The sequence below is a fragment of the Hyphomicrobium denitrificans 1NES1 genome, from assembly GCF_000230975.2.
Lineage (GTDB): Bacteria > Pseudomonadota > Alphaproteobacteria > Rhizobiales > Hyphomicrobiaceae > Hyphomicrobium_B > Hyphomicrobium_B denitrificans_A.
In genome coordinates this window covers 1,106,745-1,120,024 of the sequence record NC_021172.1, presented here as the reverse complement: position 1 = coordinate 1,120,024, position 13,280 = coordinate 1,106,745, and the positions used below count along the sequence as shown (strand labels likewise).

At 60.3% G+C, this 13,280-nt stretch carries 11 protein-coding genes; 9 read left to right on the top strand and 2 right to left on the bottom strand.

Going from position 1 to position 13,280, the window contains the following annotated elements:
- Window positions 1-171 precede the first annotated feature (171 nt).
- Window positions 172-648: a MarR family winged helix-turn-helix transcriptional regulator gene (locus HYPDE_RS05330; protein WP_041320026.1), complete on the bottom strand. Its 477-nt coding sequence runs from the start codon at window positions 646-648 to the stop codon at window positions 172-174.
- A 101-nt stretch (window positions 649-749) separates the two neighbouring features.
- Here HYPDE_RS05330 and HYPDE_RS05325 point away from each other — a divergent pair, with 101 nt between their 5' ends.
- A complete protein-coding gene (locus HYPDE_RS05325; protein ID WP_015597370.1) occupies window positions 750-1,196 on the top strand; it encodes a hypothetical protein in 447 nt (148 codons plus the stop codon).
- 44 nt (window positions 1,197-1,240) lie between these two features.
- On the opposite strand, the gene HYPDE_RS18450 is transcribed toward HYPDE_RS05325, so the two are convergent.
- The gene (locus HYPDE_RS18450) at window positions 1,241-1,771 is read right to left on the bottom strand and encodes a tetratricopeptide repeat protein (protein WP_015597369.1); all 531 of its coding nucleotides are present in this window, start codon (window positions 1,769-1,771) and stop codon (window positions 1,241-1,243) included.
- A gap of 994 nt (window positions 1,772-2,765) precedes the next feature.
- On the opposite strand from HYPDE_RS18450, the gene HYPDE_RS19690 reads away from it, so the two are divergent.
- From HYPDE_RS19690 to HYPDE_RS05285, 8 genes are all read left to right on the top strand, one after another.
- Window positions 2,766-2,888, top strand: coding sequence for a hypothetical protein (locus HYPDE_RS19690; protein ID WP_280109729.1), 123 nt, complete (start codon window positions 2,766-2,768; stop codon window positions 2,886-2,888).
- A gap of 7 nt (window positions 2,889-2,895) precedes the next feature.
- Complete coding sequence (gene kdpF / locus HYPDE_RS19810) at window positions 2,896-2,982, top strand: K(+)-transporting ATPase subunit F (RefSeq protein ID WP_081625090.1); 87 nt, start codon at window positions 2,896-2,898, stop codon at window positions 2,980-2,982.
- Window positions 2,983-3,003: 21 nt separating this feature from the next.
- Complete coding sequence (gene kdpA / locus HYPDE_RS05310) at window positions 3,004-4,713, top strand: potassium-transporting ATPase subunit KdpA (protein WP_015597367.1); 1,710 nt, start codon at window positions 3,004-3,006, stop codon at window positions 4,711-4,713.
- Window positions 4,714-4,723: 10 nt separating this feature from the next.
- Window positions 4,724-6,775, top strand: a complete 2,052-nt coding sequence (kdpB, locus tag HYPDE_RS05305) for a potassium-transporting ATPase subunit KdpB (protein ID WP_015597366.1) — start codon at window positions 4,724-4,726, stop codon at window positions 6,773-6,775.
- A gap of 12 nt (window positions 6,776-6,787) precedes the next feature.
- Window positions 6,788-7,366, top strand: coding sequence for a potassium-transporting ATPase subunit KdpC (gene kdpC, locus HYPDE_RS05300; protein ID WP_015597365.1), 579 nt, complete (start codon window positions 6,788-6,790; stop codon window positions 7,364-7,366).
- 3 nt (window positions 7,367-7,369) lie between these two features.
- Window positions 7,370-10,090 carry a sensor histidine kinase gene (locus HYPDE_RS05295; protein ID WP_015597364.1) on the top strand — a complete coding sequence of 907 codons (2,721 nt, stop codon included), beginning with the start codon at window positions 7,370-7,372 and terminating at the stop codon, window positions 10,088-10,090.
- Entirely contained in the window at window positions 10,087-10,779 is a 693-nt protein-coding gene (locus HYPDE_RS05290) for a response regulator (RefSeq protein ID WP_015597363.1), read from the top strand. Before HYPDE_RS05295 ends, HYPDE_RS05290 begins: the two co-directional genes overlap by 4 nt.
- A gap of 228 nt (window positions 10,780-11,007) precedes the next feature.
- The gene (locus HYPDE_RS05285) at window positions 11,008-12,807 is read left to right on the top strand and encodes a SulP family inorganic anion transporter (protein ID WP_015597362.1); all 1,800 of its coding nucleotides are present in this window, start codon (window positions 11,008-11,010) and stop codon (window positions 12,805-12,807) included.
- Window positions 12,808-13,280: the final 473 nt, after the last annotated feature.

The following is a 13,280-nucleotide window of genomic DNA, read 5'->3' as shown; positions in this document are numbered from 1 at the left end:
ATTACCGCGTATCCGATATCAGATAGAGTTCGGAATCAGTGCAGACGCTGCAACAACGCCGCCTACACAAGCTGCCAGCATCCTCGACAGGATGCTTTTGCTTCCCATGCTGCGCGCAGCGTCTTCCGCGACCTCCACGCGCGAATAGAAACCGCCATCGCACCGCAGCGATCAAGTCTGCCCCTCAGCAATATTGTCTCCTTCGAGTTTCTTGCGTAGCGTCATCAGAACGCGATGGGCAGTTTCGATATCTTCGATAGCAAGCCCCTCCGCGAACGCGCTGACCTTGGGATCATACAGGCGGATGGCGGCGTCGAACGTCTGCTGCCCCTTTCTGGTGAGAACGATGAGTTGCGCGCGCCGGTGATGTGGGTTGGGCTCGAAGGTGACGAGCCCCTCCTTGTGCAGATCGTTGACGATGCGCTGGACGTTCTGGCGGTTGGCGCCGAGGTCGCGCGCGAGCCAGGCGACCGGCTGCGGACGGTCCGCCGCGACGATGGTGCCCAGGACCTGCCAACGCGCACTTGTCAGCCCGAGCGGTGCGACGAGCCGGTCGCCCCAGGTCAATGTCAGGTTGTTGGCCCTGAACAGGGTGAGGATGAGGTCCGTCAAGGCGGCTCCGCCCTGGGTTCGTCGTGTTGCGTTCATTTGCAATCATAATGCCGTATTGACATTGTCATGTCAATTGTCTACGTGTTCATCATACCATATTGACAACATGATGCCACGTAGAAGGTAGGAATGCCACCATGATTAAGATCATCCATTCGGTAGCAGGCGCGTTTGCTCTGGTCACCATCGCAACATTCTGGCTTTCGACGGCGCTCAGCGAACTGTTTGCGTCTCAGGCGGCGGTCGTAGCCGTCAAGACGGCGATCCCGTGGGGCTTCCTGATCCTGATCCCTACGCTGGCGGCGACGGGAGGATCGGGATTTGCATTGGCCGGGGGCAGGCCGGCGGGGCTGGCCAGTGCGAAGGTCAAGCGCATGCCGTTGATCGCGGCGAACGGCATTCTGATTCTAATTCCCGCTGCGCTGTTCCTTGCCTTCAAGGCCAGAGCCGCCAAGTTCGATACGGTTTTCTACGCGGTGCAGGCGCTCGAACTCGCAGCGGGAGCTGCAAACATCACGCTTCTCGGATTGAACATGCGTGACGGCTTGAAGATGAAAGGTCGGCTGCGCCGCCGGCCCGCATGATCGTCATGCCAGCGCTGGATCGCTTCGGGTGGAGCGCCGGCGCTTCAGCGCTCAAAACTGGATGCTCTCTCGCTGGCGAAGATGACAGGCAATTTTCCGGAGCCGTTCAGCAGATAGAAGGCGAGCGTGTTCATCGCCGGCGTAAAATCCGCAGCGGCCGCCTTTTCGTACCACGATCGAGCCTGGGTGGCGTCGACGGGAGCCCCGACGCCTGAGGCGAGCACGGTCGCATACTCGCTCATTGCGGGAGGTAGCCCAGCACGGGCCGCACCTTCCAGCAGTCTGCGGGCCTCGCTTGGATCGCGCTGCATCGCCGGATTGGCGCGTAGCGTCACGCCAAGGCCATAGGCGCCGAAGACCGAGCCGAGTTCTGTCGCTTTACGGTAGGCGGCGACTGCAGCGATGTCATTGCGAGCGGCCCGATAGCTGCGAGCGAGATTGGCCCATTCCAACCGGTCGCTGGGGGCTGATCGGGTGGCCTCCTCGCACGCGTGGACGGCCACTGCGGGATCGATCTTGAACGTCTCCCGCACGCCGGAGACACCGGCAATACGATCGAGATCGAATGGGCTCATGGCGAGCCGGTCACACTCGGTTGCTGCCGCGGGCGAAGACTGGCGCGCGTCTTGTTTCTCTCCGGTGGCGCCCGCGCCACTTTCGTGTGCACTCTCGGAAGGCGTCGATTGATTTGTACTCGCATGCTGCGTCTTCGCCTCGACAGGCGCCGCTCCGGTTGTCGATCCGGACAGAGAGGCGCTCTCGTGTGTCGTCTCCGATGGGCCGAAGACGCCCAGACACCGACGAAAAGCAGCACTACCGCTACCGCCGCTGCGCCGATCAGCAAAGTTGGTCGGTTAAGCGTCGGGATTGGCGTTCGTCGCGTTTGACTTTGATCATCGAGATTTGCGCCTTCGCGCGCCGTCTCGATTGGCAGCAGAGGGGTGTCGTTGCGTCCGTGCTTGGCGGGGTCCTCTCCCTTCGCAAGCGCTCGCGCGCCGCAGAGAGGGCAATGTTCATTGCGCGCACTGTCGTAGACGTGCCCCTCAATGCAGCGGACAAGTTTTTGATCCATTTGGAAACCCGGAGCAAAAATGCACTCTCCCGCCCTGCTGACACCCCCAGGGCAGACAATACCAATCCGAAGAAAAACTCGTTGTGAGCTATACCTTTGCGCCAAGCGCCGTTCAAGACCATGCCGCGGCGGCGGCAGGCGCCTGCCGGGCACATGGTTGACGCGCTGGCTTGTGCTTTCCTTCGGTGACCCCCGCTTGCGCAGCCCCGCGAACGTCGCGGTCGAAAAGCCCTCAGTACGATACCGTTGTGACAGTAGTGAGAGGTCCCGAACACCATGCTTGTGCGTCTGCCAAGCAGGATGTGCTTTTTGGGAACCAAGAAATGGAAGAACGAGTGCAGTTCGCAGAGCCGGGAAGTGATGCGCGGTGAGCCGAGGATGCTTGACGACCAGCGGAGAAAAAAAGAAGGGGCCCGCTACCACATCCCCTGTCGCCCTTATGCGTTTTTTATACCCGCGTCGCGACTTTCCAATCGAGACTTGATGTCCTTCGCCTCATGTTCCGCTCGTTCGTCAATCTGAGCGGAGCAGAGCGCATGCTCGATATTGCCTATCTCCTCCTCGGCCTTGGTTGCTTCGGCCTGATGGTCGGCTACGCCAAGCTTTGCAGCTGGCTGTGAGGCGACCATGAGCGATCCAGTCATCGGACTTCTCATCGCCGTCGGGCTCGGCATCTATCTCGTTTACACGCTCCTCAGGCCTGAAAAATTTTAACGGTCCCGGAGGGCTTATTCTATGACATTGGCCGGTTGGTTTGAGATTGCCCTGGTGCTCGGCGCTGTTCTCGCAGCGGCTTGGCCGCTCGGTCTCTATATGGCGCGAGTGTTTGCGGGAGAGCGCACCGCGCTTTCAACTGTTATGCGGCCCGTGGAACGAGGACTTTATGCCTTTGCGCATGTCCAGCACGGCTCCGAACAGAACTGGCTCTCGTACACGTTGTCCATGCTCATCTTCAATGGCGCGGGATTCCTTTTCCTTTATGCGCTGATGCGGCTCCAACATGCGCTCCCACTCGATCCGCAGGATTTCGCCGCCGTCGAGCCAAGCCTCGCATTCAATACGGCGATGAGCTTCGTCACCAACACCAACTGGCAATCCTATGCCGGCGAGACGACGATGGGCCACCTCGTACAGATGGCCGGACTTACCGTTCAGAATTTCCTTTCCGCCGCGACCGGCATCGCACTTGCGATTGCCGTGACGCGCGCCTTCGCACGCAGCGGCGCACGTGAAATCGGCAATTTCTGGGTCGATGTCACACGCGCAACGCTCTACGTCCTGCTGCCGCTGGCGATCTTCGTCGCGATCCTCTATACCGCCTCCGGCGTCCCACAAACGCTTGCAGCCAACGTTTCGGCGACCACGCTCGAAGGTGCGAAGCAGACGATTGCACTCGGCCCCGTCGCAAGCCAGGAGGCGATCAAACAGCTCGGAACCAACGGTGGCGGATTCTTTAACGCCAACGCCGCGCATCCCTTCGAGAACCCGAGCGTCTGGTCCAACATCCTGTCGATCTGGAGCATGCTGCTCATTCCAACGGCGATGACATTCACGTTCGGACGCATGGTCGGCGACCGGCGCCAAGGCTACGCGTTGCTCGCCGTCATGGGCGTGCTGCTCATCGTAGGGACGGCTGTGGTCTACGCGTCCGAGACTGCGGGCAATCCGCTGCTCACAACAGCCGGGGTCGATCCTTCATCCGGCAATCTCGAAGGCAAAGAAATTCGCTTCGGGCAAGCTCTGACCGCGCTCTATGTCGCCGCTACGACGGGAATTTCGTGCGGCGCTGTCAACGCCATGCACGACTCGCTGACACCGCTCGGCGGCATCGTTCCTCTATTCATGATCGAGCTCGGCGAGATCCTGCCCGGCGGCGTCGGCTCCGGTCTCTATGGCATGATCGTGATGGCGCTGCTGGCCGTGTTCGTTGCCGGTCTGATGGTTGGGCGAACGCCGGAATACCTCGGCAAGAAGGTCGAGGCACGCGAGATGAAGCTTGCGATGCTGGCGTTGCTCGTTCTTCCTTTCTGTATTCTCGGTTTTACCGCCATTGCCGCCGTGCTCCCGACGGCGCTAGCCAGCCTTGCCAACAGCGGGCCGCATGGGCTGACCGAGATCCTCTACGCCTACTCCTCGGCAACCGGAAACAATGGCTCGGCCTTCGCCGGTCTCAACGCCAATACACCCTGGTTCAACACGACGCTCGGCCTCGCGATGATGTTCGGACGCTTTGCCTATGTCGTCCCGGTGATGGCGATTGCAGGCTCGATCGCGACCAAAACGAAGACGGCGGCCTCGGCCGGTACATTTCCGACGGACGGCATGTTGTTCTGCGGCTTGCTCACCGGCGTGATCCTGATCCTCGGCGGTCTGCTCTATTTCCCGGCTCTCGCGCTCGGTCCCATCGTCGAGCACTTCCTGATGCTGGCCGGCAAGACGTTTTGAGGAGGCGACAATGAGCAAGCGCGTAATTCACGGATTGCTGGACCAATCCATTCTCCGCCGTGCCACCGTCGATGCTGTTCGCAAGCTCGCGCCCAGAAAACTCGTTCGCAACCCGGTCATGTTCGTGACGGGCGCGGTGGCGGCCTTGGTCACGCTGATCTTCATCCGCGATATCGCGGTGGGCCGGGCTGGCCTTCTCTTCACTGGACAGATCGCGGCTTGGCTGTGGTTTACCGTTCTTTTCGCCAACTTCGCCGAAGCGGTGGCAGAGGGACGTGGCCGTGCCCAGGCGGACGCGCTCCGGCGCACGCGCAGCGACACGATCGCAAAACTGCTGCTTCATCCCGACGACACGAAAGACGACCCGTGGGAGTCGAAGCCCGCGCAAGATCTCGTCGCTGGTGACGTCGTTCTGGTAGAGGCTGGAGATACGATTCCCGCCGATGGCGAGGTCATCCAGGGCATTGCTTCGGTCAACGAGTCCGCCATCACCGGCGAATCCGCGCCTGTTATCCGAGAGTCGGGCGGCGACCGCTCTGCGGTGACGGGAGGCACGGTCGTGTTGTCCGATTGGATTATCGTGCGTATCACGGCAGTCGCGGGTTCCTCGTTCCTCGACCGCATGATCGCCCTTGTGGAAGGCGCCGAACGACAGAAGACGCCGAACGAGTTGGCGTTGTCGATCCTGCTGTCCGGCATGACCCTGATTCTGCTGATTACGGTTACGACGCTATGGGGCATCGCCGATTATTCTTCGACCGAAGTCTCTGTGACGGTGCTCGTCGCCCTGCTCGTCACGCTCATCCCGACGACCATCGGTGGTCTCCTGTCGGCAATCGGCATCGCGGGGATGGATCGACTTGTTCGCTTCAACGTGGTCGCCACCTCCGGTCGCGCGGTCGAGGCAGCAGGCGATGTCGACACGCTGCTTCTCGACAAGACCGGCACCATCACCTACGGCAACCGTCTCGCGAGCGCCTTCATACCTGTACCCGGCCGCTCGGAGCACGACGTTGCGAAATCGTCACTTCTTGCGTCGCTCGCAGACGAAACGCCGGAAGGACGTTCGATTGTGGCGCTTGCGCGCGGCCACTACGGACTTCCGGACATCGGCGACATGGTCCCGACGAAGGTCATTCCGTTTTCCGCCCAGACCCGCGTCTCCGGCATCGATATCGATGGCCGCAACATACGCAAGGGCGCAGTCGATGCGATGCTGGCGCAGGTCGGCCAGACGATCGAACATGCTCCGGCGGTATTTCGGCAAGCCGTGGACTCGATCGCACGGACGGGTGGCACGCCGCTCGCCGTCGCTGAAGGCTCCGATCTTGTCGGCGTCATTCACCTCAAGGACGTCGTCAAACCCGAGATCAAGACACGCTTTGCGGCGCTGCGCCAGATGGGCATCAAGACCGTGATGGTCACGGGCGACAACCCCGTCACCGCCGCAGCCATCGCCTCCGAAGCTGGCGTCGATGACTACATCGCGGAAGCCACTCCGCAGGACAAGCTCGCCTATATCCGCTCCGAGCAGCGTAAGGGCCGCCTGATCGCCATGTGCGGCGACGGCACGAACGACGCACCCGCACTCGCGCAGGCCGACGTCGGGGTTGCCATGCAGACCGGTACCCAGGCAGCGCGAGAAGCGGGCAACATGGTGGACCTCGACAGCGATCCGACCAAGCTGATCGAGATCACCGAAATCGGCAAGCAACTGCTGATGACGCGCGGCTCGCTGACGACGTTCTCGATAGCGAACGACGTGGCGAAGTACTTCGCGATTATCCCAGCGCTGTTCGTCGCCACCTACCCCGAACTTGGCAAGCTGAACGTCATGGCTCTCACGACGCCACAGAGCGCCATCCTGTCCGCCGTCATCTTCAACGCGCTCATTATCGTCGCCCTGATACCGCTGGCGCTGAAAGGCGTCGCTTACCGGCCGATCGGAGCAGCCGCACTCCTGAGGCGCAACCTGCTTGTCTACGGCCTCGGTGGCATCATCGTCCCATTCATCGGAATCAAGATCGTGGACTTGACTGTCTCAGCCCTGGGTCTCGCTTAAGGAGGGCCGCACATGCTGTCGTATTTCCGCCCGGCGATCACTCTGTTCATCGTTTTCACGGGCTTGACCGGCCTGGCCTATCCGCTCGCACTGACCGGCATCGCGAACGTCATCTTTCCCACAAAAGCCGCAGGCAGCCAGATCAGCCGCGACGGAAAAATCGTCGGATCTCAGCTGATCGGCCAGTCGTTCGCGTCGGGCAGATATTTTCACGGACGCCCCTCGGCAGCGGGCCAATCCGGCTATGACGCCTCATCCTCCTCCGGATCGAATCTCGGACCGCTCTCGCGTCAGCTTTTGGAGCGCGTCAAGAACGACATCGCCAAGCTGCACAAAGAAGGAGCAACCGACATCCCGGCCGACGCCGTAACAGCCTCGGGCAGCGGCCTTGATCCGCATATCAGCCCAGCCTATGCCGAGCTTCAGGTTGGACGAGTGGCCGCGGCGCGCGGCGTCTCGCCAGATCGCGTCCGCGCGCTTATCGCCGAAGACACCAGGCAACCGACTTTGGGCGTCATAGGCGAGCCGCGGATTAACGTTCTGCTGCTCAATTTGGCTCTTGACCGTACCTTTGGAGCGGGTTCCGGATAGGACATGGCCAACACCTCACGGCCGGAAGATACGCGCCGCACCTCTGCCAAGGCACTGCTGGAGCTTGCCGCCAATGAACGGCGCGGCAAGCTCAAGGTGTTTCTTGGAATGGCGCCCGGCGTCGGGAAGACGTACGCCATGCTGTCGGCTGCGCGCGCCCTGAAGAACGAAGGGCTCGATGTCGTCGTCGGCGTGGTCGAGACACATGGGCGCTCCGAGACCGCCGCATTGCTCGAAGGACTCGAGGTGCTGCCGCGCCGGACGGTTCCCTATCGCAACCGCACGCTCATGGAATTCGATATCGACGCCGCGATCGCGCGCCGACCGGCACTGCTGCTCGTCGACGAGTTCGCCCACACAAATGCGCCGGGCCTCGTGCATCCCAAGCGCTATCAGGACGTCGAGGGCGTACTGCAAGCCGGCATCGACGTCTGGACGACGCTCAATATCCAGCATCTCGAAAGCCTGACCGACGTGGTCGAGCGCATCGCCGGAATTACGGTGCGCGAGACCATTCCCGACAAAGTTCTGGAGCGGGCCGACGAGATCGTTGTCGTCGACCTGCCGCCCGAAGAGCTGATCCGGCGTCTCAGGGAGGGCAAAGTTTATCTGCCCGATAATGCGCGCCGGGCGATGGATCAATTCTTCCAGATGGGCAATCTCACGGCGCTGCGCGAACTGGCGCTGCGCCGCACGGCCGATCGCGTCGACGAACAGATGCTGTCTCAGCTTCGTCGGCAAGGCATCGAAGGACCGTGGCCGACGGCCGAACGTCTCCTGGTCTGCGTCGGCAATAATGAGCTGGCGGAGACCGTGGTGCGTGCCGCGGCGCGCATGGCGGCGGCGCTCAAGTCCGACTGGATCGCAATCCACATCGTGCAAAGCGAACGCGAACAGACGGATCGTGGCTCCATCCGGAAAATGGAAAAAGCCATGCGTCTCGCGGATCGCCTCGGCGCGACGACAGTCCGCCTTCACGCCAAGGACTTGACCTCGGAGGTTTTGGCCTACGCCAAGCGCAACAACATCACCCAGATTATTGTCGGCCGCTCGCGGCCACGTTTCTTCGATCGCTGGATAGGAAGATCGTTCTCTACCTCTCTGGTCGCCGAAGCGGCTGGGCCATCTGTCACCGTGGTCGCGCCGGATACGCCGAGCACACCTCTACACTTGGCGTCCGTCCTTCCTGAAATCAGCGAGTTCTGGTCCGGAGGCTTGGCTGCCGTCGTTGCCGTCGCGGGCGGTGTCGCTGCCGGAAAGATGCTGGCGCAAATTACGCGGCTTCCCAATCTCTCGATGGTATTTTTGTTCGCCGTTCTCATCTGCGCGCTACGGTTTGGAATTTTCTCCGCTATTGCCGCGGCGGTGCTTTCATTTCTTGCGTTCAACTTTTTCTTTATCGAACCCCGCTACACGCTGACGGTCGCCTCACCGTACGAACTATTTGGCCTCCTGATTTTTCTCGTTGTCGCCGCCGCGACTGGCAGCCTGGCCGGCCGTCTTCGCGAGCAGGCAAACGCCACGCGTGAACGCGCAGAAGCCACGCAAGCGCTCTACGAATTTTCGGGCAAGCTCTCCGCAGCGACGAAGATCGATGACGTGCTTTGGCTGCTGGCCGCCCAGTCGGCTGCGGTCGTCAAGGGCAAGTCGATCATTCTTCTGGAGCAATCTCACGAGCTGTCCGTCGTAGGCAGCTGGCCGCCGGAGGACACGCTGGGCACAGCCGATTGGGCCGCGGCCCGGTGGGCGCATCGCAATGGAGAACCCGCGGGGCACCTGACAGAGACGATGCCCTCGGCTGTCTATCAATTCCGCCCGTTGGTGGCATCGACGGGTTCGGTGGGCGTTCTCGGAGTTGCACCCGGAGACGAGGAGGACGCGCTGCCGTCCGCCACGGCCAGCGCGCTTCAGTCTTTCGCCGACCAAGCGGCCATCGCCATAGAACGCACGCGGCTCGTCGAGCAGGCCGCCGAGGCTGCGACGGCTGCCGAAAGCGAGCGACTGCGCGGCGCACTTTTGTCGTCGATCTCGCATGACCTCCGCACGCCGCTGGCTTCGATCCTCGGCTCGGCGACAAGTCTGCGCCAGCTTGGCGATCGCATGCGCAAGCAAGACCGCGCCGATCTTCTGGCAACCATCGAAGAGGAGTCTACCCGGCTTTCAACCTTTGTTTCAAACCTCCTCGACATGACCAAGCTCGAAACCGGCGTACTCGACATCCGACGCGACTGGGTGGACGTGGCGGATGCCGTTCGTGGCGCCGTCGCTCGAGCCAAGAAGACTTTTCCGACGCGACGTGTAGAGACATTCATTCCCGCCAAGTTGCCGCTCATTCGCGGCGACGCAGCTCTGCTCGAGCAGGTCATGTTCAATCTGCTCGACAACGCGCACAAGTACAGTCCCCCGGAGTCGGTGACCCGCGTCAGCATAACCTTGGCCACCGGCGGCGCGGTCCATATCGTCGTCGCCGACGAAGGCATTGGTATTCCATCCGAGGCATTGAACAAGGTCTTCGACAAGTTCTATCGTGCGCATATCGGCGACGGTCGCAAACCCGGCACGGGTCTCGGGCTTTCAATCTGCGCCGGAATAATTGCGGCCATGGGCGGCACGATATTGGCGCAAAGTCCCATAGCTAACGGAAAGGGCACTGAGATTTCGATCCTGTTGCCGGCCGCTGAAGACAGCGCCACTGAGCAAAATGCTCCCAAGGACGTGGCATGACTGGCGCGCGCATTCTTGTCGTCGATGACGAACCGCAAATCCTGCGGTTTTTGAAACCGAGCCTGACGGCCGCGGGATATGACGTCATCGTAGCGACAACCGGCAAAGACGCATTGAAGGCCGCCGCCACACAATCTCCGGACATTATCCTGCTCGATCTCGGGCTTCCCGATATGGATGGCAAGGACGTAATCAGCGATCTCAGGGGCTGGTCCAAGACACCGATACTGGTGCTTTCGGCGCGCGACCGCGAGACTGAGAAGATTGCCGCTTTGGATCTCGGTGCCGACGACTATGTCAACAAGCCATTCGGAATCGGCGAGCTCACCGCGCGCCTGAGAACGGCTCTCCGCCATGCCGCACAGCAAGCTTCAGAGCAGACACAGCTGAAATCCGGTGCTCTCGAGGTGGATGTTCTGGCGCATACGGTGACACTCAACGGTGCGCCGGTAAAGCTCACCCCAAAGGAATTTGATCTGCTCGCCATCCTGGTTCGCAACGCCGGACGTCTGCTGACCCACCGCCAGATTCTCGCGGCTGTCTGGGGTTCCGCGCATACCGAGGATCTTCAGTATCTGCGCGTCTTCATCGGTCAATTGCGTCAAAAATTGAAAGCCTCGCCCGATGCCCCAGAGTTCATTCTGACAGAGCCCGGAATTGGCTATCGTTTGCACGTTGAAGCCAGTTGATTTCGAGCAGCAGCCGGATTCAGCCCTGGTGAACGAAGTTCGTTGTCGCCTGCAGCCATTTCGACGATCGGGATTCCGACAGGCCGACAGATGCCGATCGCCTGTTTCGACGGACGCTAATCTCATTATTCAAATCTATTGCTGTTGAACGCGCGTCGGGTCATTGTGGAAGACAACCCTCGGATCGATAGATGCTCGGAGATCAGGGTCTGCCGATGGTATAGCTGCATGGCCACTGACCCCGCTGCCTCGTCTGCATCAAAGCAAAGCCAACTCTTACGCCCGCAATCAGCAGATGATCGCTCCGGCTTCGCCCGCTGGCTACCGGGTCTGCAGATGTTGCGTTGGTATCGGCCGGATTGGCTCAAGCACGACATCGTTGCTGGGCTTGTTCTTGCGACGATGCTCGTCCCCGTCGGAATTGCCTACGCGGTCGCATCGGGCGTGCCAGGCATATATGGACTCTACGCAACGATTATCCCGCTGTTGGCGTACGCTCTTGTTGGCCCGAGCCGAATTCTCGTTCTGGGACCGGATTCATCACTCGCCGCGGTCATCCTTGCTGTCGTTCTTCCCTTATCGGGGGGTGATCCGCTTCGCGCGATCGCACTTGCCAGCGCCATGGCAATCGTCTCTGGCGCCGTCTGTGTCGGAGCAGGATTGATCAAATTAGGCTTTATAACGGAGCTCCTCTCCAAGCCCATACGCTACGGCTATATGAACGGGATCGCCTTAACGGTCCTGCTGAGCCAAGTACCAAAATTGCTCGGCTTTTCCGTCGAAAGTCATGGACCGCTCCTTAATCTGTGGTCGATCGCCAATGGTGTAATTGGCGGGCGCGTGAATTGGACTGCATTCTTGATAGGTGCAGGTGCGCTAGCCACAATCTTCGCTCTCAAGCAAAGCAAGGTTGTGCCGGGGCTGTTAGTTGCTGTCGCGGGGGCGGCAGCAATCGTTGGAATTTTTGAGCTTAGCAAGAGTGCGGGCGTGCCGGTTTTAGGACCGCTGCCGCAAGGCTTACCTTCCTTCGCAATTCCCTGGATCAATGTCGCGGATTTCACGGCGGTTCTGTCAGGCGGCCTGGCTGTCGCCCTCATCTCCTTTGCCGATACGAGCGTGCTTTCTCGTGCCTACGCGGCGCGCACGCGAACGTACGTCGACCCCAATCAGGAGCTGGTTGGCCTTGGTGCAGCCAATCTTGCAGCCGGCTTTTTTCAGGGCTTCCCAATTAGCAGCAGTTCGTCGCGCACCCCCGTCGCCGAAGCGGCCGGCGCTAAAACTCAATTGACCGGCGTTTTTGGTGCAGTAGCGGTTGCACTTCTCATTATCGCTGCTCCCAATCTCCTACAAAATCTACCTACGAGCGCTCTCGCCGCCGTTGTCATCGCCTCGGCTATCGGCCTGATCGAGATCCAAGACCTGATCCGCATCTATAAAATACAGAGATGGGAATTTTGGCTTTCGATGCTGTGCTTCGCGGGCGTCGCCGTATTCGGGGCAATACCCGGGATCGCATTCGCAGTGATCATCGCCGTCATAGAATTTCTTTGGGATGGATGGCGACCCCACTCCGCTATCCTTGGCCGAGCTGACGGGGTAAGCGGCTATCACGATATCAGCCGCTACCCGCAGGCTCGTCTCATTCCAGGACTGGTTCTCTTCCGTTGGGATGCGCCTTTGTTTTTCGCCAATGCGGAGCTGTTTCAGGCATGCGTCATTGAGGCTGTCGAGAATTCGCCAACACCCGTGCATTGGGTTGTCGTAGCTGCTGAGCCAGTGACGAGCGTGGACGTCACGGCAGCCGATGTTCTCTCTGAACTCGAAAAAACTCTAAGGGAAGCCGGTATCAAACTTTCGTTTGCCGAATTGAAAGATCCGGTCAAAGACAAGTTGAAGCGTTTTGGATTATTTACGCAGTTCGGGGAGCAATCCTTCTTTCCAACAATTGGTTCGGCCGTCAAGGCTTATCTCACGTCGCATCCAGTTGATTGGGTCGATTGGCAAGACAGACGCCCTTCCTCATCCTGAGAAGGTCAAGCTTCCGAAGCGGCACGTCGCCGCTCCTTCGGAACGCGAAACACACTCATTCAAATTTATTCCCGAACCGCACTAAGAATCGATGGCGCCGGAACAAGACATTTCATTGGAGCGGTCGCAGAGATAGTTCGCTGATGCCGACCTCCGTACTACCTGAGCTTTGAAGATCTCAGAGCTCTGATCGTTACATCGCGAGGAATTGCAAGATTACCCCCGGCCGTTGAGGCAGCGATCTACATCGAGCACCTCGTCAGCAAGAAAAAGAAGCTCGATAGCGATTACGTGCGGCGGAGACTGGCGTCGTATGAAAGTGCGTGCGCATCGGCAGAATTTCCCGCGCTTTCCGCAACTCTCGCAGAGATCAGAACAGCGGGAAAAATCAACGAACACACGTTGGCTGTAAGTCGGCGTGTGCTTGCGGATAACAAACTTTGGCCCGCCCCGAGGCCTCTGGAGCGATTGCG